Source organism: Demequina soli, assembly GCF_000971195.1.
Taxonomy (GTDB): Bacteria; Actinomycetota; Actinomycetes; order Actinomycetales; family Demequinaceae; genus Demequina; species Demequina soli.
Map to the genome: position 1 here is coordinate 679,506 of NZ_BBLZ01000001.1, position 25,640 is coordinate 705,145.

The 25,640-nt window shown below is 71.3% G+C and carries 23 protein-coding genes; 5 read left to right on the forward strand and 18 right to left on the reverse strand.

Going from position 1 to position 25,640, the window contains the following annotated elements; translation table 11 throughout:
- Window positions 1-16 precede the first annotated feature (16 nt).
- The 8 genes from folK to dacB form a co-directional block, all read right to left on the reverse strand.
- Window positions 17-1,075, reverse strand: a complete 1,059-nt coding sequence (gene folK / locus AOM04_RS03235; RefSeq protein WP_062462121.1) for a 2-amino-4-hydroxy-6-hydroxymethyldihydropteridine diphosphokinase — start codon at window positions 1,073-1,075, stop codon at window positions 17-19.
- The gene (gene folP / locus AOM04_RS03240) at window positions 1,072-1,899 is read right to left on the reverse strand and encodes a dihydropteroate synthase (protein ID WP_062462124.1); all 828 of its coding nucleotides are present in this window, start codon (window positions 1,897-1,899) and stop codon (window positions 1,072-1,074) included. The genes folK and folP overlap by 4 nt, the downstream gene beginning before the upstream one ends.
- Before the next feature lie 13 nt (window positions 1,900-1,912).
- Entirely contained in the window at window positions 1,913-2,479 is a 567-nt protein-coding gene (gene folE, locus AOM04_RS03245; RefSeq protein ID WP_187327580.1) for a GTP cyclohydrolase I FolE, read from the reverse strand.
- A gap of 2 nt (window positions 2,480-2,481) precedes the next feature.
- Window positions 2,482-4,530: an ATP-dependent zinc metalloprotease FtsH gene (ftsH, locus tag AOM04_RS03250; protein ID WP_062462130.1), complete on the reverse strand. Its 2,049-nt coding sequence runs from the start codon at window positions 4,528-4,530 to the stop codon at window positions 2,482-2,484.
- A 207-nt stretch (window positions 4,531-4,737) separates the two neighbouring features.
- On the reverse strand, window positions 4,738-5,577 hold the full coding sequence (locus tag AOM04_RS03255) for a type IV toxin-antitoxin system AbiEi family antitoxin domain-containing protein (RefSeq protein ID WP_062462133.1): 840 nt from the start codon (window positions 5,575-5,577) through the stop codon (window positions 4,738-4,740).
- A gap of 262 nt (window positions 5,578-5,839) precedes the next feature.
- Window positions 5,840-6,379, reverse strand: coding sequence for a hypoxanthine phosphoribosyltransferase (hpt, locus tag AOM04_RS03260; protein WP_062462397.1), 540 nt, complete (start codon window positions 6,377-6,379; stop codon window positions 5,840-5,842).
- A 14-nt stretch (window positions 6,380-6,393) separates the two neighbouring features.
- Window positions 6,394-7,398, reverse strand: coding sequence for a tRNA lysidine(34) synthetase TilS (gene tilS / locus AOM04_RS03265; RefSeq protein ID WP_062462136.1), 1,005 nt, complete (start codon window positions 7,396-7,398; stop codon window positions 6,394-6,396).
- Window positions 7,399-7,408: 10 nt separating this feature from the next.
- A complete protein-coding gene (dacB, locus tag AOM04_RS03270; protein ID WP_156160578.1) occupies window positions 7,409-8,821 on the reverse strand; it encodes a D-alanyl-D-alanine carboxypeptidase/D-alanyl-D-alanine endopeptidase in 1,413 nt (470 codons plus the stop codon).
- 98 nt (window positions 8,822-8,919) lie between these two features.
- Here dacB and AOM04_RS03275 point away from each other — a divergent pair, with 98 nt between their 5' ends.
- On the forward strand, window positions 8,920-9,444 hold the full coding sequence (locus AOM04_RS03275; RefSeq protein WP_062462142.1) for an inorganic diphosphatase: 525 nt from the start codon (window positions 8,920-8,922) through the stop codon (window positions 9,442-9,444).
- 272 nt (window positions 9,445-9,716) lie between these two features.
- Complete coding sequence (locus AOM04_RS03280; protein ID WP_062462145.1) at window positions 9,717-10,571, forward strand: endonuclease domain-containing protein; 855 nt, start codon at window positions 9,717-9,719, stop codon at window positions 10,569-10,571.
- Window positions 10,572-10,712: 141 nt separating this feature from the next.
- On the opposite strand, the gene AOM04_RS03285 is transcribed toward AOM04_RS03280, so the two are convergent.
- From AOM04_RS03285 to AOM04_RS14430, 4 genes are all read right to left on the reverse strand, one after another.
- Window positions 10,713-12,173, reverse strand: coding sequence for a C40 family peptidase (locus AOM04_RS03285; protein ID WP_156160579.1), 1,461 nt, complete (start codon window positions 12,171-12,173; stop codon window positions 10,713-10,715).
- A gap of 239 nt (window positions 12,174-12,412) precedes the next feature.
- Window positions 12,413-13,735, reverse strand: coding sequence for a hyaluronate lyase N-terminal domain-containing protein (locus AOM04_RS03290; RefSeq protein WP_062462151.1), 1,323 nt, complete (start codon window positions 13,733-13,735; stop codon window positions 12,413-12,415).
- 35 nt (window positions 13,736-13,770) lie between these two features.
- Window positions 13,771-13,908 carry a hypothetical protein gene (locus AOM04_RS14425; protein WP_156160580.1) on the reverse strand — a complete coding sequence of 46 codons (138 nt, stop codon included), beginning with the start codon at window positions 13,906-13,908 and terminating at the stop codon, window positions 13,771-13,773.
- Window positions 13,905-14,465 carry a hypothetical protein gene (locus tag AOM04_RS14430; RefSeq protein WP_062462155.1) on the reverse strand — a complete coding sequence of 187 codons (561 nt, stop codon included), beginning with the start codon at window positions 14,463-14,465 and terminating at the stop codon, window positions 13,905-13,907. The genes AOM04_RS14425 and AOM04_RS14430 overlap by 4 nt, the downstream gene beginning before the upstream one ends.
- Before the next feature lie 210 nt (window positions 14,466-14,675).
- On the opposite strand from AOM04_RS14430, the gene metX (AOM04_RS03300) reads away from it, so the two are divergent.
- On the forward strand, window positions 14,676-15,872 hold the full coding sequence (gene metX / locus AOM04_RS03300; protein WP_082104323.1) for a homoserine O-acetyltransferase MetX: 1,197 nt from the start codon (window positions 14,676-14,678) through the stop codon (window positions 15,870-15,872).
- 560 nt (window positions 15,873-16,432) lie between these two features.
- Here metX (AOM04_RS03300) and AOM04_RS03305 read toward each other — a convergent pair.
- The gene (locus AOM04_RS03305) at window positions 16,433-17,503 is read right to left on the reverse strand and encodes a glycosyltransferase family 4 protein (RefSeq protein ID WP_062462158.1); all 1,071 of its coding nucleotides are present in this window, start codon (window positions 17,501-17,503) and stop codon (window positions 16,433-16,435) included.
- Window positions 17,504-17,583: 80 nt separating this feature from the next.
- The gene (locus AOM04_RS03310) at window positions 17,584-19,647 is read right to left on the reverse strand and encodes an acyltransferase family protein (RefSeq protein WP_062462162.1); all 2,064 of its coding nucleotides are present in this window, start codon (window positions 19,645-19,647) and stop codon (window positions 17,584-17,586) included.
- Between the two features lie 522 nt (window positions 19,648-20,169).
- Here AOM04_RS03310 and AOM04_RS03315 point away from each other — a divergent pair.
- On the forward strand, window positions 20,170-21,525 hold the full coding sequence (locus AOM04_RS03315; RefSeq protein WP_062462165.1) for a bifunctional o-acetylhomoserine/o-acetylserine sulfhydrylase: 1,356 nt from the start codon (window positions 20,170-20,172) through the stop codon (window positions 21,523-21,525).
- Window positions 21,522-22,760, forward strand: coding sequence for a homoserine O-acetyltransferase MetX (gene metX, locus AOM04_RS03320; RefSeq protein ID WP_082104324.1), 1,239 nt, complete (start codon window positions 21,522-21,524; stop codon window positions 22,758-22,760). Before AOM04_RS03315 ends, metX (AOM04_RS03320) begins: the two co-directional genes overlap by 4 nt.
- A 109-nt stretch (window positions 22,761-22,869) precedes the next feature.
- Here the strand turns inward: metX (AOM04_RS03320) and AOM04_RS03325 are convergent, their stop codons facing one another.
- The 4 genes from AOM04_RS03325 to AOM04_RS14435 all read right to left on the reverse strand — a co-directional run bounded on the left by AOM04_RS03325 (window position 22,870) and on the right by AOM04_RS14435 (window position 25,623).
- Window positions 22,870-23,514, reverse strand: coding sequence for a hypothetical protein (locus AOM04_RS03325; RefSeq protein ID WP_062462168.1), 645 nt, complete (start codon window positions 23,512-23,514; stop codon window positions 22,870-22,872).
- A gap of 178 nt (window positions 23,515-23,692) precedes the next feature.
- Window positions 23,693-24,721, reverse strand: a complete 1,029-nt coding sequence (locus tag AOM04_RS03330; protein WP_062462171.1) for a hypothetical protein — start codon at window positions 24,719-24,721, stop codon at window positions 23,693-23,695.
- A gap of 139 nt (window positions 24,722-24,860) precedes the next feature.
- Complete coding sequence (locus AOM04_RS03335) at window positions 24,861-25,358, reverse strand: hypothetical protein (protein WP_062462174.1); 498 nt, start codon at window positions 25,356-25,358, stop codon at window positions 24,861-24,863.
- A gap of 115 nt (window positions 25,359-25,473) precedes the next feature.
- Entirely contained in the window at window positions 25,474-25,623 is a 150-nt protein-coding gene (locus AOM04_RS14435; protein ID WP_156160581.1) for a hypothetical protein, read from the reverse strand.
- Window positions 25,624-25,640 lie beyond the last annotated feature (17 nt).

Sequence of the window (25,640 nt, forward strand, 5' to 3'; positions counted from 1 at the left end):
GACGCGGAGCGCATCGTCACTCCTGGGCGCCCGGCGCCTCGGCGGCGTCGGGCGCCGGGGCCGCCTGCTGGCGCGGCCAGTTGGCCTCGAGCAGCTCGACGCCCTCGGCGCCCACGGCCGCCGCGACATCGGCCACGCGGCCGGCGCCGGGGATCGAGTAGTCCGGCGCCACGGTCGCCCAGGGCTGGAGCACGAACGCGCGCTCCGCGGCACGCGGGTGCGGGATCACCAGGTCGTCGGCGGCGATGGTCGAGAAGCCGTACGCGAGGATGTCGACGTCGAGCGTGCGCGGGCCGTTGGCCTCGAGACGCTCACGGCCGTGCAGCACCTCGACGCCCTGGCACGCGGCCAGCAGCTCGCGCGGCGCGAGCGAGGTCTGGATCTCGATGACCGCGTTGAGGAAGTCGTCCTGCTCGGGCCCGCCGACGGGACGGGTGCGGAACAGGGAGGACACGCGCTGCACCAGGATCCCGGGGATCTTGTGCAGCTCCCACAGCGCCTCGCGGAAGGTGCGGTCCACGTCGCCGATGTTGCCGCCCAGCGCGATGTACGCGACCACGGGCTGCAGCGGCGGGTTGTCGGCCGGGTCGTCGGACTGGACGCGCGGCGCGAACGGGTCGCCCGGCAGGCCCGCCGACGAGCCGATGCGCTTGTCCGCCCACAGCCCGCCCGACTTGAGGTCGCGGCGGATCTTCACCATCACGTCGCGGAACTCGACGTGCAGCGGCGCCTGCGGCTTGTGCACCACGACGTCGACGCAGTGCACGCCGTCCATCTCGAGGATCGCGCGCGCGATGTGCTCGGCGACGGTCTCGAGCAGGTCGGACGGGTCGCCGCCGAGGACGTCGGCGGCGGCATCGGCGATGTCGGAGTAGTTGACGGTGCGCGCGAGGTCGTCCTTCGAGGCGGCGCCGCGGGTCGACACGTGCGCGACCACGTCCGCGAGGAACAGCTGGCCGGTCTGCTTCTCGGGTTCGTACACACCGTGGTACCCGGTCATCCGGATCCCCTGGACGATGATCTGGTCGAGCTCGATCCCGTCCTTGACGTACGGGCTGATCGTGGGCGTCGTCATGCCTGCCATCCTTCCGGTCGGGCGGCGTTCTCCCAAGCCGACACGACGCGGACCGCGTCGACGGCCGCGCGTGCGTCGTGGACCCTGACACCCCAGGCACCTGCCTGGGCGGACAGGGCGGTGACGGCCGTCGTGGCCGCCTCGCGGACGCCCGGGTCGGCGGCGTCGACGCCGGGCCGGGCGATCGCCGCGCCGAGGAACCGCTTGCGGCTCGCGCCGACCAGCACGCGCCGGCCCCGCGACCATGCGTCGAGGTTGGCGAGCAGCGGCCAGTTGGTATCGGTCACCTTGGAGAAGCCCAGGCCGGGATCCAGGACGATGCGGTCCTCCCCCACGCCGGCGGCCACCAGGGCGTCGACGCGTGCGTCGAGCTCCCGGCCCACCTCCGCCACGACGTCCTCGTAGGTGTCGCGCCCGTCCATCTCCGTCGAGTGGGCCCGCCAGTGCATGGCGATGTAGTCGCAGGCGAGGTCGGCGACCACCCCGGCCATCGCATCGTCCGCGAGCCCGCCCGACACGTCGTTGACGATCGACGCCCCCGCCTCGACGGCGGCGCGCGCGGTCGCGGCGTTCATGGTGTCGATGCTCGTCGCGACGCCGGCCTGCGTGAGCGCGCGGATCACGGGCACGACGCGTCGGATCTCCTCCTCGACCGGCACGCGCTCGGCGCCGGGCCGGGTGGACTCGCCGCCGACGTCGACCAGGTCCGCGCCGTCGTGCGCCAGCTGGACGCCGCGCGCGATGGCGGCGTCCACCTCCGCGTAGAGGCCGCCGTCGCTGAAGCTGTCGGGCGTGACGTTGAGGATCCCCATGACGAGCGTCATGCCTGGAAACCTCCTACTTGCCGACGATGAGGCTCATCGCCTCGGCACGCGTGGCGCCGTCGCGCATGATCCCGCGGACGGCGGACGTCACGGTGCGCGAGCCGGGCTTGCGGACGCCGCGCATCGACATGCACAGGTGCTCGGCCTCGACCACGACGATGACGCCGCGCGCGCCCAGCTCGTCCACGAGCGCGTCCGCCACCTGCGTGGTGAGACGCTCCTGCACCTGCGGGCGCTTCGCGAACACGTCGACGAGGCGGGCGAGCTTGGACAGGCCCGTGATGCGGCCGTCCGCGCCCGGGATGTACGCGACGTGCGCGACGCCGTGGAACGGGACCAGGTGGTGCTCGCACATCGAGTACAGCTCGATGTCCTTGACCAGGATCATCTCCTCGTGGCCCAGCTCGAACACGGCGCTGAGGACGTCGGCGGGATCCTGGTGCAGGCCGCCGAAGAACTCCTCGTAGGCGCGCGCGACGCGGCCCGGGGTGTCCTTGAGGCCGTCGCGCTCCGGGTCCTCCCCGATCGCGGCCAGGATCTCCCTGACCGCGGCCTCGATGCGCGGCTGGTCGACGCCCACCGTCACTGGTCCTTCGGCTCGAGCAGGTCGGGCGCGGGGACCGCGTCCTCGTCCGGCTGGTCGCCCGAGGCGACCGGCGCATCGTCCACCTGCTCGGAGGCGGGAAGCTCCGAGGCGGGAAGCTCGATGGCGTCGCCCTTGGCCTCCGCGGGGGCCTGCGCGATCCATGCGCCGGAGATCCACTCGTCGCGGTTGGGGATCTGCTCGACCTCGGCGAAGATCGCGGCGAGCTCGACCTCGTTGAGGGTCTCCTTCTCGAGGAGCTCCTCCGCGAGGCGGTCGAGGATGCCGCGGTTCTGCGTGAGCGCGAGCGTCGCCTCGGCCATGGCGTTGTCGAGCAGCGTGCGGACCTCCTGGTCGACGGTGGAGGCGACCGACTCGGAGAACTCGCGGCCGTGTCCCATGTCGCGGCCGAGGAAGACCTCGCCGGAGCTGCCGGACAGGCGCACGGAGCCGATCTTGGTGGACATGCCGTACTCGGTGACCATCTGCTTGGCGATCTCGGTGGCCTGCGAGATGTCGTTCGACGCGCCCGTGGACGGGTCGCCGAAGATCAGCTCCTCGGCGATGCGGCCGCCCATGGCGTACGCGAGGTTGTCGAGCAGCTGGTTGCGGGTCTTGGAGTAGCGGTCCTCCTGCGGCATCACCATCGTGTAGCCGAGGGCGCGTCCGCGCGGCAGGATCGTCACCTTGGTGACGGGGTCCGTGTGGCGCATCGCCGCTGCTACCAGGGCGTGTCCGCCCTCGTGGTACGCGGTGACGCGCTTGTCGTGGTCGTTCATCACGCGGGTGCGCTTCTGCGGGCCGGCGATGACGCGGTCGATCGCCTCGTCCATCTCGGACGGGCCGATGAGCTGCTTCTCGCGGCGGGCCGTGAGGAGCGCCGCCTCGTTGAGGACGTTCGCGAGGTCCGCGCCGGTGAAGCCGGGGGTGCGGCGCGCGAGGGCGTCGAGGTCGACCTCCGGGGAGATCGGCTTGCCCTTGGCGTGCACCTCGAGCACCTTGACGCGGCCCTTGAGGTCGGGCGCGTCGACGCCCACCTGGCGGTCGAAGCGGCCCGGGCGCAGCAGCGCGGGGTCGAGGATGTCGGGGCGGTTGGTCGCCGCGATCATGATGATGTTGGTGTGGGCGTCGAAGCCGTCCATCTCGACGAGCATCTGGTTGAGCGTCTGCTCACGCTCGTCGTGACCGCCGCCCAGCCCGGCGCCGCGGTGGCGGCCGACGGCGTCGATCTCGTCCACGAAGATGATCGCGGGGCTGTTCTTCTTGGCCTGCTCGAACAGGTCGCGGACGCGGCTCGCGCCGACACCCACGAACATCTCGACGAAGTCCGAGCCGGAGATGCTGAAGAACGGCACGCCGGCCTCGCCCGCGACGGCGCGCGCGAGCAGCGTCTTGCCGGTTCCCGGGGGGCCGTAGAGCAGGACGCCCTTGGGGATCTTCGCGCCCACGGCCTGGAACTTGGCGGGGTTCTCGAGGAACTCCTCGATCTCCTTGAGCTCCTCGACGGCCTCGTCCACGCCCGCGACGTCCTCGAACTTCACGGTCGGGGTGTCGGGCGTCACCATCGAGGCGCGCGACTTGCCGAAGCTCATGAGGCGCCCGCCCCCGCCGCCCTGCATGTTCGACATGAGGAACCAGAACAGGCCCACGAGCAGCAGGATCGGGAGGAACGTGAACGCCAGCGTGGCCCACACCGAGGTCTGCGGGACCTCGGAGTTGTAGCCGCCCGAAGGGTTCGCGTCGTTGATCGCCTGGACCACCTGGTCGCCCTGCGGGGCGACGTAGAAGAACTGCACGGTCGTGTAGTTCTTCCACTCCTCGGGCGTGCCGTCGGGGAACTTGCTCGGGTCGACCAGGGTGAGCTCGACGCTCTGGTCGCCGTCGACGATCTTGGCCTGCTCGACCACGCCATCGTGGAGCATCTCGAGGCCGACGGACGTGTCCACCTTCTGCACATGCGGCGAGAGCAGGCCGGACACGAACCAGCCCACGAGCAGCGCTGCCGCGACATAGAAGAGGATGAGGCGGAGGTTGAGGACGTTCTTCATCGTGTGGTCGACTCTACGCGGTGGCTCCGACGCCATGTAAAGGTTTCGCTAAGGGCTTGGGCCCTCACTTCGCTCAGCACGGTTTCAAAGGCGACACGCGGCGGGATCAGGGTCATATCCGCATGAACGACGGCGTGTCGCATCGCGTTCCGTGCTGAGCGAATCTCGCGGCGAGCTCGCAGGCGCGCAAGCCAGCGGGCGTGCGACTCAGGCCGCGCCAATGCGCCAGAGCATCGCACGCACGTCGGCGATGATCTCGTCGGGCTGCTTCCACACGTCGTTCCATGCGTAGTGCAGCTGCGGAATGCCCCGCATCATGAGAGCGTTGGCGCGCTCGAGGTCGCGCCGGTGGCTCTCCGGATCCGAGTGGAACGCGAACCCGTCGCACTCGATCACCAGCCGTCGCTCGACGACGAAGTCCACCCGGCCCACGCCCTCGATGGGCACCTGGATCGCGAAGCCGATGCCCGCATCGATCAGTGCCGCGCGCGTGAGCGACTCCATCGGCGACTCGCTCCGGGCATCCGCATGCGTGACGAGCCACTCGCGGTCCGCCGTGGGCGCGACGCGGAAGCCGCGGATCTGATCCCTGGTCAGGGTGCCCGCGCGCAGCGCCGCATCGACAGCGGCCAGCAGCCCGGGACGTTGGAGACAGCGCGATGCGAGGTCGACGGCGACCGGCACCCGGCCCATCTGCGCGGACGGGTACAGGTCGCACCGGTGGAACACCGCATCGTCCAGCGTGCGAAGCCCGGGGCGCGCCAGGCTCCGGTCGTTCGGCAGGAGGAGGTGCGGCACCGTGTTCCTCGGTACCACGGGAAGCTGCGCCCGCGTGAGCACCGACAGGCAGCACGGGTCCGCGCGGAAGGAGACGGCCGCGACGTCCACCGGGTCCGCATCAGGAAGCGCGTAGACCCCGCGGTGCGGGCGGACGATGCGGCCCGCGGCCACGCCCTCGCGCACGCGGCTCATCGGGACGCGTGCCTCGACGAGATCCAGGAAGCGCGCCACGCCCTTCCTCGACTGCAGCTCGCGGATCGGGTCCATGAGCCGAATGTCGTGTCCGCGCGTCCCAGGGCCAAGTGGCGCGCGCGGATCTGTGGACGATGCGAGGGCCGGCGGGGCCTGTGGGCCACCGTTCCCGGCAGGTCAGCGCAGCGCCCCGCGGCGGTCCCGCCGTTCGCTCAGCACGGTTTCGCTCGGGACACGCCGACAATCGCTATCAGATCCGGCAATTCCGCGGCGTGGCGGATTGAGAACCGTGCTGAGCGAATATGCGAGCGCGAGCGCGAGCGAGCGCGCGCCGCCCCTACTTGTCCCCGTACACCTCGGGCTTGAGCACCGCCACGAAGGGCAGCGTGCGGTAGTTCTCCGCGAAGTCCAGGCCGTAGCCCACCACGAACTGATTGGGGATGTCGAAGCCGATGTACTTGACCGGCACCTGCGTCACCGCGGCCTCCGGCTTGCGCAGCAGCGCCGCGATCTCCACCGAGGCCGCGCCGCGCGAGCGCAGGTTGCCCAGCAGCCACGACAGCGTGACGCCGGTGTCGATGATGTCCTCGACGATCAGCACGTGGCGGCCCGTGAGGTCCGCGTCGAGGTCCTTGAGGATGCGCACCACGCCGGAGCTCTTGGTCCCCGAGCCATAGGACGAGACAGCCATCCAGTCCATCTGCACGTGCGGCGGCATGCGGCGCGCGAGGTCCGCCATCACCATGACGGCGCCCTTGAGGACGCCCACGAGGAGCAGGTCTTTGCCCTCGTAGTCGGCCCGGATGGCGGCGGCCATCTCGTCGAGCTTGGCGGCGATGTCCGCCTCGGAGACGAGCACCTCCGAGTAGTCGCTCATGTCGTGCTGGAAGCTCACGCTCGTCTGTCCTCCTGGTCGGGGTGGCTGATGACCAGCCTGCCATATTCGCGCCGGGCCTCGTAGCCGCCCGGGAGCGAGATCGCGCCCTGGCCCTTCCACGCGGTGACCAGCCCGTCGAGCGCCGCCACGTGGGTCGCGGTGAGGGGGCCGGCGCCCCGGTTCTCCGCGAGCATCTTGAGCATGCGCGTGCGGATCGCGTCCGGCAGCGCGGCGAGCATGTCGCAGCGCCACTCGTCGGAGCGCACCGTCGACACGGACGTGCCCATCGCGGAGCGCGCCTGCCGGTCCAGCTCGTCCGCATCGGCCTGCAGCAGCGCCGCCGACCGCGCGAGCCCCGACACCACCCCGGGCCCCAGCACCTCGACCAGCGACGGCATCACGCGCGTGCGCAGTGCGGAGCGCCGCGGCCCGTCCTCGGAGAAGTTGGAGGGGTCGTGCCACGGGTCGAGCTCGAGCGCCTGGCACGCCGCCAACGTGTCCTTGCGGCGCACGTTGAGGAAGGGGCGGACGATGCGGCCCCGGCGCGCGGGGATCCCCGACAGCGCCCGGGCGCCGGAGCCGCGCGCGAGCGCGAGCAGCACGGTCTCGGCCTGGTCGTCCATGGTGTGGCCGGTGAGCAGCAACGGCGACAGTCCGCCCTCGGCGTCGATGCGCGCCTCGAGGGCCGCGTACCGCGCCTCGCGCGCGGCGGCCTCCATGCCGCCCGCGCGGCCCACGACCACGCGCTCGATGTGCACGGTGTGAATGCCGGCGCGGCGCACCTGCGCGGCGGCGCGCTCGGCCACGACGGCGGAGTCGGCCTGCAGCCCGTGGTCCACGATGATCGCCCCGGCGAACAGCCCCTGCTTGCGGGCCACGAACGCGACCGCGGCGGCCAGCGCGAGCGAGTCGGGGCCGCCCGAGACGGCGACCCACACGCGCGTCCCGAGCTCGAGGTCCCCGAGGGCGTCGCGCACCGCGACCCTGCACGCGGCTACGGAGGGATGGGGTCCCGTCACGGAAACACCCTCACCCTGCACATCCGCATTCTGCCAGCGCGCCCAGGAAGTCGTCGAACGCGCCCATCGGCCCCACCTGGCCGTAGCCCATGCCGTCGGCGAGCAGCGCGATCGCGAGGGGGCGCCCATCAGCGGTCATCTCGACCCCCACGATGGCGGTCACGCCGGTGAGCGAGCCCGTCTTGGCGCGCCAGTAGCCGGCGGACGGCAGCCCGTCGTAGCGGGTCTCGACGGTGCCCTCGAGCCCCGCCAGCGGCAGCCAGTCGAGCAGCCCGTCGAGCGCCGGCACGTCCTTCGCGGCGAGCAGCGCGCTCGTGAACGTCGCGGGCGAGATGAGGTTCTTGTCGGAGTAGCCGGCGCCGTCGTGCAGCACCAGGCCGGTCGTGTCGACGCCCATCGCGTCCAGCGCGGCCTTGATGGCGTTCGCCTCCCCCTTGGGGGTGACCTGGCGTCCGGTCTCGCGGGCGAGGTCGCGCGCGACCTGCTCGGCGACCGTGTTGTCGGACACGGACAGCAGGTGCCGCACCACCGAGGCGAGCGGCGCGGACTCGACCGAGGCGACCTCCCGGGCCCGCGCATCGTCCGCTACCGGGGACGATGCGCGCGTCACCTCTCCCGTCACGCTCACCCCGCGCTTCTCGAGCTGGGTGGCGAGCGCCTTGCCGGCGTCGAGCGAGGGGTCGTCGGAGCGGGCGGCGTAGTTGTCGTCGGTGAGGCGGCCGGCGTTGATCGCGAGGCCGGTGACCTTGCCGGCGTAGCCGTTGGCGAACGCGTAGTCGGGCCACTCCTTGGGCCACGCGGGGCCGGGGTAGGCGGAGTCGTCGATCTGCACCTTGACGGGACGCGCATCGTCCGCGAGCGCGTCGGCGACCTCGGCGGCGAGGTCGCCGATCCCTGCCCACCCGACCGCGGCGTCCTCCTCGGACTGGACGTCGCCGTGGTGCCCCTCGCCGGCGGCGAGCAGGACGTCGCCGCCCGCGACGAGCGTGAGCGTGCGGGTCTTGGGCACCCACATCACGGTCGTGGTGGTGGTGAAGTCGCCGCCGAGCTCGGAGACCGCGGCGATCGCCGTGAGCAGCTTGGTGGTGGAGGCGGGGGTCTGGGGGTCGGCGGCGTCGACGTCGGCGTAGACGGTGCCGTCGAGGTAGTCGACCACGGAGACGTTGGTGGAGGTGCCGGTGCGGTCGTCCTTCCGGACCTTCTGGGCGAGCCGCTGGACCTCGGCGGCGGACGGCTTGGGGGCGTCGGGGTCGACGTCGGTGACGGCGGTCTCGGGGCTCGGCGAGGCGACGGCGACGGGCTCCTGCGTGATGAAGGGCGCCTGCGGCACCTCGGCGGGCTGGACCGTGAACCAGCCGGGCACCCAGTCCTGCGCGTCCGCGTACAGGTAGCCGCCAGCCACCACGAGGGCGCCGACGCTCACGCCGACGATCAATCTCCGCACCCAGGACCTCCGAACATGCGCCACACTAGTACCGTTCCTCACCAGGACCTCTGACCTAACCCGTAAGGACGCCAGGCATGGAATTCGACGTCACCATCGAGATCCCCAAGGGCTCGCGCAACAAGTACGAGGTGGACCACCACACCGGTCGCATCGTTCTTGACCGGATGCTCTTCACCTCGACGCGCTACCCCGATGATTATGGCTTCATCGACGGCACGCTCGGTGAGGACGGCGACCCGCTGGACGCGCTGGTGCTGCTCGAGGAGCCCACGTTCCCCGGCTGCCAGATCCGCTGCCGCGCGCTCGGCATGTTCCGCATGCGCGACGAGGCCGGCGGCGACGACAAGGTCCTGTGCGTGCCGGTCGGCGACCAGCGCCAGACCTGGCGCCAGGAGCTCACGGACGTGTCCGACTTCCACCGGCTCGAGGTCCAGCACTTCTTCGAGGTCTACAAGGACCTCGAGCCGGGCAAGTCGGTCGAGGGCGCCAAGTGGGTCTCGCGCGAGGAGGCCGAGGAGGAGATCCGCGCCTCCTTCGAGCGCGCCAAGGGCACGCCCTTCGCGAACCTCAACCCGCTGCTGCCGCCCACCGGGCACTGACCCCGCTGACCCTCGCCCCCGCGCCGCCCCCCGACCTCTTCCCACACAAGATCGGCACCTCGGGGCGCTCTGGTCGAGGTTTGCCGCGCGAGTTGCATCGCTGGGGACGATGCAGGGCCCACGTGTGTGGGAAGAGGTAGGGGTCACCTCGGCGCGCCACGGGCGCTCATGGGTTCGACGCCGATGTCCCCGGCCCCTCACGTCCGTCTGATCCGTCCCCAGCTCAGGCGTGACGCCGGCGCCAGCATCCGCGCCGCGCGCACCCTGGCGCCATGGATCCGACCATCGTTCTTCGCACGTATCGCGGCGCCGCTCGGCGCAAGACCCTCCTGAAGAAGGGCGTCACCCGCGGCGTGCTCGCCCGTGCCGTGGCCGACGGCCGCGTGGTCCGCGCGCTCTACGGGGTCTACGCGCTGCCGGACGCCCCGCGTGCGCAGATCCTTCGCTCGGCCTATCAGGCACGCGTGTCGTGCCACAGCATGTGCGAGACGCTGGGGCTGCCGATCATCAAGGCGGACGCCAGCGTCCACCTCTGGGTGCCGCGCGATCGCGCCCGGCGCCACGATGACACCCGCCCGCGCGACGGCGTGGTCATCCATCGGCACGACCACAAGGCGCCCCAGGGGCGCGAGCAGATCGCGATCGCGCTCGACCTCCTCGGCGTCTGCCACGGACGCCTGCAGCAGATCGTGGCCATCGACCAGGCGCTGCGCCGTGGCCTGATCACGCGTGAGCGGATCGCAGCGTTCAGCCACACCCCTCCGGATCAGGTGGCGTGGCTGGTCGCGCGATGCGATCCCAAGGCGCAGTCCCTGATCGAGACCATCACCCGCGTGACCCTCGCCGACGCGGGCTTCCGGGTGAGCTCGCAGGTGGACGTGCGCGGCGTCGGCCACGTCGACCTCGTGGTCGAGGGGATTCTCGCGGTGGAGACGGACGGCGAGGAGCACCACAACAATCCCACCGCGTGGGCCGAGGACATCCGCCGCAACAACGCGTGCCTCGATGCTGGCTTCATACCCGTGCACTTCACCTACAAGGACGTGATGTTCGGGCTCGCTGGCGTGGTCGCCCAGGTCCGCCGGCTGCTGCCGCACATTCCCACCACCGACACGACCGACCCGTGACCTCTTCCCACACACCGCACCGACTCCGACGCCGTTCTGGATGCAACTCGCGCGGTAAACCTCGACCAAGAGGCTGCCAATGGCAGATCTTGTGTGGGAAAAGGTCAGGCGGGAGGCGGGAGGCGGGAGGCGGGGGCAGGGTCAGGGCCGGCCGATGTACGGCATCATGTTCGACGTCATCCACGCGTAGAGCGGGCGCACGCCGGCCGGCTTCGAGTAGTTGACCGCCTCCATGACCATGCCGTTGCCCACGTAGATGGCCACGTGATAGATGGTCGACGGGTCCGACGGGTTGGTCGCGTAGAACACCAGGTCGCCCTCGCGGATCTGCGAGTACGGCACGTGCGACACCGCCGCGTACTGCGACCGCGACGAGCGCGTGATCCACAGGCCCGCCGAGGACCACGACTCGGACGTCACGCCCGAGCAGTCGTACTTGGGGCCCGAGCCGCCCAGCAGGTACTCCCTGCCCACGAGCGTGAGCGAGTGCGCCGCGGCGGTCCGGCCCTGCGCGGCCGTCGAGCGCCACGAGGTCGACACCGGCGGCGTGGTGGGGGTCGGCGTCGGCTTCGGGGTGGAGGTCTCCACCGGCGCCGGCGTCTCCACCGGGTCCGGGGTGGTGACCGGGTCCGCCGTCTTGGAGGGCGTGGGCCGCGGGGTCGAGGTCGCCGTCGCGGACGGCTTCGGCGTCGAGGTCTCGGAGGGCTTGGGGGACGATGTGCCGGTCGGCCGGGGCGTCGACGTCGCCGTCGCGGTGGGCTGCGGGCGCGTGGGGGTCGGGTCCGCCGTGGCCTGCGCCGCGGCCTCCGCCTCGCGCTGCCTGCGCTCCGCCTCCGCCTGGGCCGCCGCCTGGCGGTCGGCCTCGAGGCCGGCCTGACGCTGCTCCTCGAGCGCGACGGTCACGCCGCGCATCGCGGCCAGGCGGGTGACGGCCTCGGCGCGCGTCTCGTTGGCGACCGCCACGGCCTGCTCGGCGTGCGCCTGGGCGTCCCGCGCCTCGACGTACTTGGCCTGCGCATCGTCCGCGGCCTTCTGCGCGGTGGTCGCCGCATCGTCGGCGTACTGGCGCATGGTCGACGCGACCAGCTCGGCCGCCTTGACGCGCTGCACGTAGATGTCGGCCTGGTCGGAGCCGCGGTCGAAGGCCTCGGAGCGGGTGATGACCTGGTCGACGGTCTCGGCACCCACGACGGCGCCCAGCTGGGTCATCGACCCGCCGTCGCGATACGCGGCCTGCGCGACCCCGGCGAGCGCCTCGCGCGCCTTGGCGAGCTCCTTCTCGGCCGCGTCGGCACGCTTGTTGGCGGCCTTGAGGGTGTCCTGCGCGCTGTCGGAGGCGTCCTTGGCCTGGACGTAGTCCTCGCCCGCGCTGAGCGCGTTGGCGGTGGCCTGGTCGCGCGCGTCGGCGAGGGACGCGATCGCGCTGTCGAGGTCGTCGATGCCGGCGGCGAGGTCGTTGGCGGCCTGCTTCGCGGCATCGATCTCGGCCTGGCCCGGGTAGTCCTCGGCCTGGGCACGATGCGTCGGTCCCGCGACCACGATCGAGCCCGCCAGAGCGAACATCGCCGCGAGCGCGAGCACCCGTCTCATCGCTGCCGTCACTTCCACCACCTTTGTCACATCTGTCACACAGGCCACGCCAGTGACCGACCCTAGCCCGGTCGACGCGATCCGTGAACCCCCCTGTGACCCAGAACACGGCCGCGCCCGCGGCGCGAGGCGGCCGCGCATCGTCGCAAAGGGGCTCGAACCGGACATCGGCAGGCGGGCGCGAGGGCTTGAGGGCGGACACACGTCGGCGGCGCCCGGAGGAGGGTCCGAGCGCCGCCGAGGTGGGCTTGTCAGAGCGTCCGGAGGAACGCCTCGTACTTGCGCGCCGCGTACTGGTGGCCGACCACGGACAGGTGGGTGGAGTCGTAGCCGAGCGCGTTCTTCTGCGCCGCGATGCTCCAGTCGAGGCCGCCCCGGTCGCGGTTGTTGAACACCGCGATGCCGTGGAGAGCACACCGGGCGACGATCGCGTCGATATACGGGTCGAACGCCGCGCTGTACCGGTACGGCGTGATGAAGGCGACCCGCGAGATCGGGTACTTCGCCAGCAGACCGTCGCACAGCACGTTGAGGGCGCCGTTGAACTCGGCCTTGTTGGTCGAGTCCTCCGCGCCGAGAGCGACGTTGCCGTTGGCGTCGTTGGTGCCCGCGAACACGGTTACGTAGTCGGCGCCGCTGGGCATGGTCGAGTACCGGTCGACCACCGCATCGGCCCCGTTGCTGGACAGGTACGTGCCCGCGACGCCGTACGCCTGCATCGTCATCGAGTTGCGCGTGGCGAGCACGCTCCCCCAGTCCTCGGTGCCGAAGGTGACGCCGTAGCCGGAGGCCATCGAGTCGCCGTAGATCGCGATCGACTTGCCCATGAGCGGGTTGAGCATGCCCATGAAGGTGGTCATGGAGTCGGCGACGTCGTACGGGCTGGTGAGCGTGAACGCGAAGCCCATGGCGTTGCCGTCGAGCGCGGTCATGCCGGTGATGACGTCGTTCGCGGCGAAGGTGAAGATGTCCGACCTGTTGTAGTCGTAGTAGTACCCGATGCCCGAGCCCACGTTCGGGTCGTAGCCGACCGAGATGCCGGACTGGATCTGCAGGCCGACGTACTCGCCCTGGGCCACCTCGAAGTCGGTGGCGAGGCTCGCGACCTGGCCGGTGGGGCCGACGGGCAGCGACATCGTCGGCGAGACGTGCGTCACCACGAAGTCGCCCGACGTGTTCCTCGTCATCGCGAGCAGCTGCACCTGGGCCGTCGAGAGCCCGCCGGAGTTGCGGGTGATGCGCACACGGATCGAGGACACGGTGCCGGTGTCCGCGACGGGCACGTTCGGGATCACGATCTCGCCGCGGCCGTCGGTGTCGAACGTCGCGGTGGTCGCGTCGCCGTACGCCGTGTCCTGGGTCGCGCCCGGATCGGAGACGCCGGTCGCGTCCGCGATCTTCGCGTCGATGTCGTCGGCGTTGATGAACGCCGGCAGGTTGATGTACCTCGTGGTGCCGTCGCCGACCCGGAGCCGTCCGGTGTCGGTCTCGTACCCGGGCTCCCCGAGCTTGAGGACGGGATTAGCCGCCTGCCACTCCGCCCACGTCCCTCGCCGAAGCAGGATTGTTGCCACGTCGCCCCCCTCAGTGCGTTCGCGTCCGCCCCCGGCTAGGGACGGCCGCCGTCGATCTCGTCGGTGTCGTCTGCCCCGTCGGCCACCAGGCCCGGCGCGGGCGCGGGTGCCGCCGCGACCGAGGCCGCGCTGCCGATCAGGAGCGCCCCGAGGACGCCCCGCCGCCCGATCACGGCGTGCCCCCGTCCACGGTTCCGTCGCCGGGATCCGGCGTCGCGGTGACCGTGACGGTCGGGTTCGGCGTCGAGCCGCCGCCCTGGAGGCTCGCGAGCCACTCGTCGAGCGTGCCGTCGAAGCCCTCCTGGACCGCGAGGTCGTAGGCGGAGAGGCCGGCGGATCCCGTCGCGCCCTTGGCGCCGGTGAGGCCGCGCGGGCCCATCGACCCCGTGAGGCCCTGCGGACCGGTCTTGCCGATCGAGCTCAGCGGCACCTTCTTGGTGGTGGACCCCGACGGGCACCGGCCGTTGACCGGCGGGACCACGTAGCTGGTGGTGGTCCGCACGCACACCTTGACGTAGCCGCCGTTGGTCCCGATCGGGACGCGCGTCTTGACGGTGCCGCTCGGGCACCTGCCATGCGACGGCGCGACCACCATGTTGTTCGAGCTGCGCACGCACGCGTATGTCGCGCCCGAGCTCGACGAGGTGGTGGCGGCGGTGGCGGCACCGATGCCCGCGACCCCCAGCAGCACCACGGTCGCGGCCGCGATGATCCCCCAGCGCTTGTTCATCCGAAGACCCCCCAGTCCCCTGCCTGTGAGTGGAGGCTATACCCGGACAAATGGGATTACCAGGGGTCACAACGGACTTTTTTGGGAATCTTGCGCAGAGGCACATATTCACCCCCAGCTGGACACGTGTACACCCGCAAGCGACGCCCCCGGCGACCCCCGGAGCGGCCCCCGGGGCGGCGCATCGTCACCGTCCAATACGCTTCAGCCATGGATGACGACGGCATCGAGACCGACGCGCTCGCCGCGGACCAGGGCCCCGGCCCCGGCGCGCCGATCCCCGCGAGCGCCGCGTGGCGCGAGGGCGACCACCCGGGCCGCCGGCTCTTCCTGCCGCTGGGCGACCTGCCGCTCGAGGCGGACCCGCTGGGGTCGCTGCCCGGCGCCGTCCTCGCCTACGAGACGTGGGGCGAGCTCAACGCCGCGCGCGACAACGCGGTCTACGTCGCGCACGCCCTCACGGGTGACAGCCACGTCTTCGGACCCGCCGAGCCCGGCCACCACACCGGCGGCTGGTGGAACGCGATGGTGGGCCCGGGCAAGCCGATCGACCCGGCCCGCCACTTCATCGTCTCCGCGAACGTGATCGGCGGCTGCCAGGGCTCGACGGGCCCCGCCTCCGCGCACCCGGGGGACGGCCGGCCGTGGGGCTCGCGCTTCCCCTACGTGACGATGCGCGACATGGCCCGCGCGGAGATCCTCCTCGCGGATCACCTGGGGATCGACCGGTGGCGCCTCATGACCGGCCCTTCGATGGGCGGCATGCGGGCGCTCGAGTGGATCGCGATGGTCCCCGAGCGCGTGGGCGCGATCGCGCCGGTGGGTTCGACGGGCGCGACCACCGCGGACCAGATCGCGTGGTCGACGGCGCAGGTGGCCGCCATCCAGGCCGACCCGCACTTCAACGCGGGCGACTACTACGACGCCCCCGACGGCCTCGGGCCGCACGTGGGGATGGGCATCGCGCGCATGATCGCGCACACCACTTACCGGTCCGCGGGCGAGCTCAACGAGCGCTTCGACCGCTCCTACCAGGGGGAATCCGACCCGCTGGGTCGCGGAGGGCTGTTCGCGGTGCAGTCGTACCTCCAGCACCACGCGCGCAAGCTCGCGCGCCGCTTCGACGCCAACACGTACATCCGGCTCGCGCAGGCGATCCAGTCCCACGACGTGGGCCGCGACCGCGGCGGCGTCGAGACGGCGCTCGCGCGCTACACGGGCCCGGCGCTGGTCATCGCGATCGACTCGGACCGCCTCTACCCCATGGCCAACTCGCAGCGCCTCGACGCGGCGCTATCGGGCTCGGACGGGATCAAGGTGGTCCACTCCAAGGTCGGCCACGACGGCTTCCTGGTCGAGACGGCGCAGATGAGCGCGTTCATGGAGGAGTTCGAGCGCTCGCTCTGAGCCGCGCGGCACTCGGTGCCGTTACCTTGCTCCACACGGCACTGGCGCCGAGAGCGCTCTCCGATGCAACTCCCGCGCCATCGCCCGACCAGAGCCATCGCAACTGCAGAATCCGTGTGGGAAGGGGTCGGGGCGGTCGAGCCGCCCGGAGCACACCCCTGCCCATGTCACGCTCCTCTCCGTTTTCATGCAGTTAGGAACAGCTCGGCGGCTGCACAGGCGGCTCAGACACCACCTGGAGACGATGCGGCACCCTTCCACGGGTGCCAGATGGCCCGCCCGGGCGTCCGTCACCCCACTTTCATGCCGCCGCTGCGCCGCGCGGTGCGACTAAGTCCATGAAAACGGAGAGCGTCGCGGTGGCGGCACGGCATGGAGTCGCGGTCGGGGCGTGGGGCCGGAGGCACGGGGTGCCGTTACCTTGCTCCACACGCGGCCAGCCATGGATGCGCTTGTGGATGCAACTCGCGCGGCAAAGCCCGACCAGCATGAGCGCAAATGCAGAATCCGTGTGGAGAACGGTCGGGGGGGTCAGCGGTCGGGGGCGAACGGTCGGGGGATCAACCCTCGATGGCCTCGGCGAACACGGACGCGAACGCCTCCGGGTCGTGCGTGAGGATCGCCGGGGAGACGATGCGCCCGGCCGGGGCGGCGGCACGGCGGCGCATCGCGTCGGCCACGGCCGCGACGGACCCATCCACGATCTCGACGCCCTCCATGCCCTCCACATCAGGCGCGACGCCGCACACGTCGGACACGATGGCACCGCAGCCGGCCGCGAGCGCCTCGTTGACCACCAGCCCCCAGACCTCCTCGTTCGACACGAGCACGAGCGTGTCGGAGTCGGCGAGGAGCGCGGGCATGCGGTCGTAGGGCACGTTGTCGACAAACGAGACGGACAGGCGCGGCAGCGACTCCGCGCGCAGGCGCAGGTCCTCCGCGAGGGGGCCGGAGCCGACGAACACCAGCTCGTCGTCGGCCGAAGCGCACAATGCGAACGCCTCGAGCGTCTCGAGCGGCCGCTTGCGGTCGATCAGCTGGCCCACGAACACGAACCGGTGCCCACCACCGGAGCGCGCCGGCGCCTCGAGCGCAGCGGCCGCGAACGCCGACACGTCGACCGCGTTGAAGCCCCGGTGGATCCGGGCGGCCGGGACCCCGAAGGACAGCACCGCCGCCTCGGCGGCACGCCCCGGCACCACCACCGCGTCGCAGGACCGGAAGAACCAGTCCCGCACCCGCGCCACCGGACCCGCCGAGTGCCCGATCGCGGCCAGCGTGTTCTCGTAGAACGCGACCGTGCGCACCCGCCGCAGCCGCGCGCTCAGCAGCGCCCAGATGTATGCGGGGCTTTCCCACCCGCCGAGGATGACCGCGTCGGTGCCGCGGCGCATCGTGCGCCCGAGGTTGGCGTACATGAGGATCCGGCCGCGCTCGACGCGCAGGCTGCGCACCGTGCGCAGCGCGACGCCGGGGATCGCGGCGGCGTGGAAGTCCGCGGGGCGATTGCCCTGGTGCTTGCGGAACTGCTCCTGGCTCTCGAGCATCGCGGCCTCGAAGTCGAACCGCCGCGACAGCGCCTGCCACACGGGCCGCCGGTACGGCGAGGCGTGGCTCGCGAGCCAGGTCACCCGAGCGCGAGGGGACGATGCGCCGGCGACACCGGGCGACACGGTTGCCGCCCCCGGGCGCGTGGAATCGACAGTCCCCGTCACAGCTGTCCCTGCAGCTCGGGCGCCAACCGCTCGATGAAGGTCGCGCTGATGTGGTTGGTGTCGCGGTAGACCAGGTTGTCGCCGATGATCGCCGGGCAGACGTCGCCGTCGCAGAGGTAGCCGTTCATGTCGATGATCCCGCTCGCGCCGGGCAGCTTGCTCGCGGCGACGTCGAGCGACGTGTCGACGGGCGCCAGGGCGCACTCCCCCGCGTCGGAGAGGTTCTTCGACAGGCAGATCGGGACGGCCTCCACGCCGGAGGGGGTGTCGGCCATGATCAGCACGTGCGACTCGGCGGGCAGCCGGTCGATGATCGCGGAGACCCCGTCCGCCCAGGCGGACACCGGGTCGGCGTCCTCGCGCACGTAGTTGGTCGAGTAGCTCGACAGGATGATGGTGTCCGGCGGGTTGGCGGCGAGCTCGTCGATCACGCCGTCGCGCCACTGGCCGCACTCCGGCACGCGCGAGACGAAGATGTCCGCGGCCGGGCACATCGCCTTCGTGTAGCTGGTGAAGAGGATGTCGCCGTCGTCCGCGAGCTTCGACAGCGCCGGGTACCACTGGGCGGCGTGCGAGTCGCCGAAGATCGCGACGGTCGGGGCGTCAGGGTCAGAGCCGACGGTGCAGCCGGTCGGGTCGGCGTCGCCGAAGCCCTTGTGGCAGCCGTTGGAGTCGACCAGCGGCGTGTCGCCGGCCGCGGAGGCGAGGCCGGGCGTGAGGTTGCTCGGCACGAACGGCGTCCCGATCGGCGCCGCGGAGATGTCCACGGACGCTGCCGCGTCGGCGGTCGCCAGGGGCTTCTGCCCCACGGCCATGAAGCCCAGCCCGGCGACCAGGGCCACCACGCCGGAGGCCGCCAGGGCCGCGAACAGCGTGCGGCGAGGGCGTGCGAGGGTGAACCGGCGCATCGTCCGGAAGGGCGTCTCGACGTAGCGGTACATCACCCACGCGAGCGGCACCGCCGCAGCGCCGAGCGCCAGCGTCACCCACAGCGGCAGCGGGTTCTCGAGGCCCACGGCGGACTGCGGGATGATCAGCAGCGGCCAATGCACCAGGTAGAGCGAGTAGCTGATGGCGCCGATCCACACCATCCACCGCACCGACAGCCACCGGCCGGGCGCCCACGCGTGGCCCGGAGCGAGCGAGCCGGCCAGGATCACCAGCACCGCGCCGCCGACCGGGAGGGCCGCGTGCCACCCCGGGAACGGCGTGGTCTCGGTGAAGGTGAAGGCGGCGTAGAGGATCAGCGCGGCGCCGGCCCAGCCCAGCACGGCGGCGGCCCAGCCGGGCACGCGGGCCCGCCCACCGGCGACCGCGAGCGCGAGGAGCCCGCCGGCGCCGAGCTCCCACGCGCGGGTGGGCAGCAGGAAGAACGCGAACGGCTGGTTGGTGACCGTCAGCATCACGCCGAGCGCGAAGGAGCCGACCACCACGACGCCGATGAGCGCCGCGAAGATCCTCTTGTGGCGGCGCGCGAGCCAGAACGCGATCACCATCCCGAGCGGCCAGATGAAGTAGAACTGCTCCTCCACGCCCAGCGACCAGTAGTGCTGGGTGGCGGGTGGGGCGGAGTCGGCGAGGTAGTCGGCGCCCTGGGCCGCGAGCAGCACGTTGGGCACGTACAGCGCGGTCGCGACGGCGTAGGCCATGTCGCGCGCGACGCGCAGCGGGGCCACCCACAGCCAGGTCGCGACCACGGTGACCGCGAGCACCACGAACGATGCGGGCAGGATGCGGCGGGCGCGCCGCGCGTAGAACTGGCCGAAGTCGATCCGGCCGCGCTCGCGCAGCTCGCGCCAGATGTGGCCCGTGATGAGGAAGCCCGAGATCACGAAGAACACGTCGACGCCGACGTACCCGCCCCCCAGGGTGGTGAGCCCCGCGTGGAATAGCAGCACCAGCAGGATCGCGACGGCGCGCAGCCCCTGGATGTCGGGCCGGAAACGCTCGGCGGCGCGAGTCTCGCGGCGGGGGCCGCGGGTGCGCTCGGGCTGCTCGTCGGGCTCGGTCTCGGTACGTGTCCCAGTCGACGGCGCGGCGCGCTGCGTCATCTCGGCCATGGCTATCCCCCCTCACCAGGCATGCCGCCGATGCAAGCATCGCCGGCGATGCGGTCAGGCTAACCCGCCGCCCCGAAGGTCCGTCAATGCCCTTTATGAGAGTTTCGCACGATTGCGGCGCAGGATTCGTGCGCCGGCCCCCGCTTCGCTCAGCACGGTTTCCAAGGCGACACGCCGGGTGCAGGGGGACGATGCGCGGGTTCCGGCGGCGTGTCGCGCGCCGGACCGTGCGGAGCAACGCGGGGCGCGGGCTTGCGCTCCCCGGTACTAGGCCCCTACAGTCGCACCCATGTTCCGTCGAATGTGCCGCTGACCCAGCGCACGTTCGGCGTGCCCCCGCACGGGGGCAGCCTGCGAGTGAGGCCCTAGGAGCCCCCGCAGCACAGACCGCACGTGTCGCACCGCATCCCTGAGGGCTGCGGCCGGTCGGCGCGCTTGCACGCCCGACGGCCGGTGCCACCTGACTCGGGGATGCGGATCCAGTCCCGCCAGACCAGATCCAGCAGACACACAGGAGCCACCATGACCACGCACGACTGGGCCTTCGAGACCCTCCAGATCCACGCCGGCCAGACCCCCGACGCCGAGACCGGCGCCCGCGCCCTCCCCATCTACCAGACCACGAGCTTCGTCTTCGAGGACACGAACCAGGCGGCGGCCCGCTTCGCGCTCGGCGAGCTCGGCCCCATCTACACGCGCCTGGGCAACCCCACCACGGAGGCCGTCGAGACCCGCCTCGCGGCGCTCGAGGGCGGCGTCGGCGCGCTCCTCGTGGCGAGCGGCAGCGCCGCCAACACCCTCGCGATCCAGAACATCGCGGAGGCGGGCGACCACATCGTCGCGTCCCCCTCGCTCTACGGCGGCACCTACAACCTGTTCCAGCACACGCTGCCCAAGTTCGGCATCACGGTCACCTTCGTCGACAACCCCGACGACCCCGAGGCCTGGCGCCGCGCGGTCCGCCCCAACACCAAGGCGTTCTTCGGCGAGTCGATCTCCAACCCCAAGCAGGACCTGCTCGACATCGAGGCCGTCGCCGCGGTGGCCCACGAGAACGGCGTCCCGCTCATCGTCGACAACACGGTCGCCTCGCCGTACCTGGTCAACCCGCTGAGGTGGGGCGCGGACGTCGTCACGCACTCGGCCACCAAGTACCTGGGCGGGCACGGCACCGCGATCGGCGGCGTGATCGTCGACGGCGGCACGTTCGACTACGCGCAGCACCCCGACCGCTTCCCGCAGTACAACACGCCCGACCCCAGCTACAACGGCCTGGTCTACGCGCGGGACCTCGGGGTGGGGAGCGCGTTCGGCGCGAACCTGTCCTTCATCCTCAAGGCGCGCGTCCAGCTGCTGCGCGACACCGGCGCGGCGATCAGCCCGTTCAACGCGTTCCTCATCGCGCAGGGCATCGAGACGCTCAGCCTGCGCGTCGAGCGCCACGTCGAGAACGCCAAGCGCGTCGCCGACTTCCTCGAGGGGCACCCGCAGGTGCTCTCCGTCGCCTACTCCGGCCTCGCAAGCAGCCCGTGGAACCACCTGCAGCGCAAGTACGCCCCCAAGGGCGGCGGCAGCGTCCTCGCGTTCGAGATCGCGGGCGGCAGGGCCGCGGGTCAGGCGTTCGTCGACGCGCTCGAGCTGCACTCCCTGGTGGCGAACATCGGCGACGTGCGCTCGCTCGCGATCCACCCCGCCACCACCACGCACTCGCAGCTCACCGAGGACCAGCAGCGTTCCGCCGGCGTCACGCCCGGGCTGGTGCGCCTCGCGGTGGGCATCGAGCACATCGACGACATCCTGGGCGACCTGGGCACCGGCTTCGAGGCCGCGGCGCGCGTCCAGGCCGGCACCAGGGACGATGCGGCGGTACCGGCATGACCGACCACGTCGAGACCGCGTGGGCGCCCGGGCGCGACCCGGCCCCCGCGGAGGCGAGGCGGACGCTCGGCCCGATCCCCGCATCGTCCGCCTGGCGCCCGGGCGACCATCCGGGCAACCGGCAGTTCGTGGACCTCGGGTGGCTGCCGCTGGAGGCGGACCCGCGCGGCGGCATCGACGTCACGCTCGCCTACGAGACGTGGGGAACCCTCAACGAGGCGCGGGACAACGCGGTGTACGTCGCGCACGCGTTCACGGGCGACAGCCACGTGCTCGGGACCGCCGGCGAGGGCCACCTCACGGGCGGCTGGTGGGGCGGGCTCGTGGGGCCGGGCCGGCCGATCGACACGGACCGCTACTTCGTGGTGAGCGCGAACGTGCTGGGCGGATGCCAGGGCACCACCGGGCCCGCGCACCCGCACCCCGAGGACGGCCACCCGTGGGGCTCCCAGTTCCCGTACGTCACGCTGCACGACATGGTGGTGGCCGAGGCGCGCCTCGCGGACCACCTGGGGATCGACGCGTGGGCGCTCGTGATCGGGCCGAGCATGGGCGGGATGCGCGCGGTCGAGTGGGCGGCGAGCTTCCCGGAGCGGGTCAAGGCGATCGGGGCGATCGGCTCGACCGCGGCGACCACCGCGGACCAGATCGCGTGGCACGCGACCCAGGGGGCCGCGATCCGGCTCGACCCGCACTTCCGCGACGGCGACTACTACGACGCCGCCCCCGGCGACGGCCCGCACACGGGGCTGGGGATCGCGCGGGCGATCGCGCACACCACCTATAGGAGCGGGCCGGAGCTCAACGCGCGCTTCGGCAGGGGCGCGCAGGAGGGCGACGTGCTGCGGCCGGAGGGGATCTTCGCAGTCGAGTCGTACCTGGACCACCACGCGGACAAGCTCGCGCGGCGCTTCGACGCGAACACGTACCTGCGGATGCTGCACGCGATCAACACCCACGACGTGGGCCGGGGGCGCGGGGGCGTGGAGGCGGCGCTGTCCAGGTATGACGGGGAGGCGCTGGTGGTCGCGATCGACTCGGACCGGCTGTATCCGTTGGCCGACTCCGAGCGGCTGGCCGCCGCGCTCCCACGCTGCTCCGGGGTGACCCTCCTCCATTCGGAGGTGGGGCACGACGGGTTCCTCGTCGCGGGATCGGGCCTGGACGATGCGGTGCGCGGGGTGCTGGCGCGCGTCACCGCGGGCGAGGCGCGGGAGGGAGCGGAAGTCGGGTAGGCGTCAGCGCGACAAGCGGCCCGTGACGACGAGGCGCTCGCAGTCATACTGGCGGTCCCGCAATAATCTGGGCGCGCCAGCCATGAGGGGACTTCGCTCGCCGATACATCTACCGGGCACAGCGACACAGGAACCTACGGATGCGGGACTCGTAGTCAAACTTGAGCGCTCTGCGCATATGACCCTCGAGCTCCCCGATATTGCCCTCCATCTCGTGTGAGGTCCCGCCGCGAGCAAGCGGAGCTGCGGCTTCATAAACCGAACGCGGCCCGAGCAGGGCGAACGCACCCCAAGCAGCACTCATGCTGTCCAGCGCCTTGTTGTTGCGCTCGATAGCGCCCTTGACTCTCGCGTGGGCAGCCTCCAACGCGGCCTCGCACCCATCCACGACGCCCTGCTGTCGAGCTCGGTCCCTCTTCGTGCTCGCGGCTTGAAGTTCCGCCCGGGCGTGATCGAGTTGCGAGTTGAGTTCACGCTGCGCTCCAGTCTCCCGCTCCACGACGTAGGTCACGTCGAGAAGAGTTCGAGCGAGCGTAAGAGTGTCCAGATACGCACGCAAGCGTTGGTCGCGCTTCCAACGAATGTGGTCACGTCGATATTGCAGCGCCGCACCGGCGAACCCAGCGACCGCAGTCACAAACGCCGCACCGAAGATCGTGACCAACACCCACGCAACCGAGTCATGGGCATCCTCGGACCCGCCCGCAGCGGCATCGGCGGCATCGTGGAGAAGGAGCTGAACTGAGAGAATCACGGGTCGAGTTTGCCAGGATATCGATGTAATCCAGGCACTTCGCTCTCAGCCCTCCACGCTCGGAAACGGTTGACCTCGCTACGTGCCCTAGCTATCGCCGGGGCCACAGGCCCGCAATTAGCCGCGTCGCGAAGCGGCGATCAGATTCGATGCTTTGGATTTGGGGCGCCCAAACGCGTCAGCGCGCCTGGCTCCCCGCGGAGACCAGGTTCACCCCGCCCGACTTGGCGGTGAGCATGTAGTCGACGCGGGTGGCCTTGGCGACGTCCGACTTGACCGCGAACTTGAGGTTGGTGGTGCTGCGGTGGTCGCTGTCGAGCGGACCCGTGTAGTGGTACTTCACCACCCAGAACTCGCCCACGAGCACGCCCACCAGATCCGCGACCCAGCCCGCCCCGATCCCGGAGGCGAGGGTCTTCTTGGGCTGGTCGGCCATGACCGTGCCGTCGGACTCGACGCGCGGGATGCGGAACTCGACCACGAGGTCGGTGATCGCGGGGCCAACCGGCCAATACGGGCCGGTCCACGCCTGCGAGACGTCGAACATCCAGGCGTCGACCTTCGGGTTGCTCGAGTACCACTCCTGGAAGCGGATGGCCGAGCCGTTCGCGAAGGTGGCCGAGTTGGCGGCGAGCGCGGCGCTCGCCACGGTGACGGTCGCGGGCAGGACGGCCGAGCCTGTGGAGGTGCCGCGCGCGGTCGCGGTGACCGATGCGGCGGACAGGTCGTTCGTCTTGGGCACCGCGACCGTGAGCGGGTTGGCGGCGGAGTTGGTCGCGGACAATCCGTCGAGCTGCCACGCGAAGGTGAAGACCGTGTTGGCGCCGCTCGTCGCCTTGCCGGAGTAAGCCCAGCCGGCGCCCTGCGAGATGGCCGGCGTTGCGCCCGTGACGCGGGCGGTGGGGATCGCGAACTCGAGGGTGACGCCGGTGACGGCGGCGCCGCTCGTGCCCGTCGACGGACCGCCGTAGGCGACGGTGCCCTCGAGCACGAAGTCGTTGGCGTTGATCGCGGCGGCGACGCCCGCGAGCGCGAGCGTGCCCGGCGGGAGCGTGCCGCCGGTCTCTCCGGAGGCAGCCGCCGCAGGCGTCGCCGTCGCGACGAGGATCGCGGGCGCCGTCCACGCGGCGGCGTGGACGGCCCGGCGACGCGTCATGCCCGGCCGGGCGGGCGCGGCGGCGGGAGACGCGGGGGCAGCGTCGGTCATGGGGATACGTCCTCAGGCTGGAGGCGCCCCTCAGCGAGCGCGGGAATGCCTAGATTACGTCGTCATTCGATGCGAAGGCGACGGACGTCGCTCACGTGTCGCACTTGCCTCCCAGCAAGCAGCCAAGCACCGGACAAGGTCACGCGACGGTGAATGCCCCGACCGTCGTCGTCTTCACGGTGTCACCGTCCGACTCCTTGCCGCCGGTGACCGAGAGCGTGTAGTTGCCCGAGATCGGCTTCTTCACCTTGAAGCGTCCCTTGAGCGCGGTGCCAGCGGTCACCGCGCCGTAGGTGATGGTGATCGACGTCGTGACGATATCAGTTGCAGGGCTGACGCTGGGCGTTCCACCCGCGACGACCGAGAAGGACTCGTACGCCTGCGAGGGCATGGTCAGCGTCAGGACCAGCGACGTCACGTTGATCCCATTCGGGGTGAGCGTGTAGTCCGCGAAGTAATTGACACCGTTGTTCGACGGAGTGAAGGTCAGCCCGCTGAACGTGACGTTCGGCGAGGCCGCAGCGGCAGGCGCCGCCGTCGCGATCAGGATCGCAGGCGTCGCCCACGCAACGCCCTGAACAAGGCGGCGGCGCGAGACGCCGTGCGTCTGGCGGGTGTTCGGCGATTCGATGGCCATGGTGCTCCCTCAGCGGTCGTCGACTCGTCCCTCAACGAGTTGCTCTCGGAAACCATAACGGCTCGATGGGCCCGCGGCTAGAGAGGAAACGCGCAGCATTCCGCCGAAATCACGGTCACGACCCGTGGATCGCCGCGTACCCGAGCATCGCCACCAGGATCGCGACGGCGACGATGATCGCCCATCCCGGCATCCCGCCGTGGTCGCGCACGAGCCAGTTGCGGTGCGCCATCGGCACGTACGAACGGCGGCGCCTTGCCCCCATGAGAGACCCCCCAGTGA

Excerpts from the sequence above, each read along its gene's own strand:
- folK (WP_062462121.1), bottom strand. The coding sequence starts at position 1,075 with ATGACGACGCCCACGATCAGCCCGTACGTCAAGGACGGGATCGAGCTC.
- folP (WP_062462124.1), bottom strand. The coding sequence starts at position 1,899 with ATGACGCTCGTCATGGGGATCCTCAACGTCACGCCCGACAGCTTCAGC.
- ftsH (WP_062462130.1), bottom strand. The coding sequence starts at position 4,530 with ATGAAGAACGTCCTCAACCTCCGCCTCATCCTCTTCTATGTCGCGGCA.
- AOM04_RS03255 (WP_062462133.1), bottom strand. The coding sequence starts at position 5,577 with ATGGACCCGATCCGCGAGCTGCAGTCGAGGAAGGGCGTGGCGCGCTTC.
- hpt (WP_062462397.1), bottom strand. The coding sequence starts at position 6,379 with ATGAGCGACTACTCGGAGGTGCTCGTCTCCGAGGCGGACATCGCCGCC.
- AOM04_RS03275 (WP_062462142.1), top strand. The coding sequence starts at position 8,920 with ATGGAATTCGACGTCACCATCGAGATCCCCAAGGGCTCGCGCAACAAG.
- AOM04_RS03280 (WP_062462145.1), top strand. The coding sequence starts at position 9,717 with ATGGATCCGACCATCGTTCTTCGCACGTATCGCGGCGCCGCTCGGCGC.
- AOM04_RS14430 (WP_062462155.1), bottom strand. The coding sequence starts at position 14,465 with ATGAACAAGCGCTGGGGGATCATCGCGGCCGCGACCGTGGTGCTGCTG.
- metX (WP_082104323.1), top strand. The coding sequence starts at position 14,676 with ATGGATGACGACGGCATCGAGACCGACGCGCTCGCCGCGGACCAGGGC.
- AOM04_RS03310 (WP_062462162.1), bottom strand. The coding sequence starts at position 19,647 with ATGGCCGAGATGACGCAGCGCGCCGCGCCGTCGACTGGGACACGTACC.
- AOM04_RS03315 (WP_062462165.1), top strand. The coding sequence starts at position 20,170 with ATGACCACGCACGACTGGGCCTTCGAGACCCTCCAGATCCACGCCGGC.
- metX (WP_082104324.1), top strand. The coding sequence starts at position 21,522 with ATGACCGACCACGTCGAGACCGCGTGGGCGCCCGGGCGCGACCCGGCC.
- AOM04_RS03330 (WP_062462171.1), bottom strand. The coding sequence starts at position 24,721 with ATGACCGACGCTGCCCCCGCGTCTCCCGCCGCCGCGCCCGCCCGGCCG.
- AOM04_RS03335 (WP_062462174.1), bottom strand. The coding sequence starts at position 25,358 with ATGGCCATCGAATCGCCGAACACCCGCCAGACGCACGGCGTCTCGCGC.
- AOM04_RS14435 (WP_156160581.1), bottom strand. The coding sequence starts at position 25,623 with ATGGGGGCAAGGCGCCGCCGTTCGTACGTGCCGATGGCGCACCGCAAC.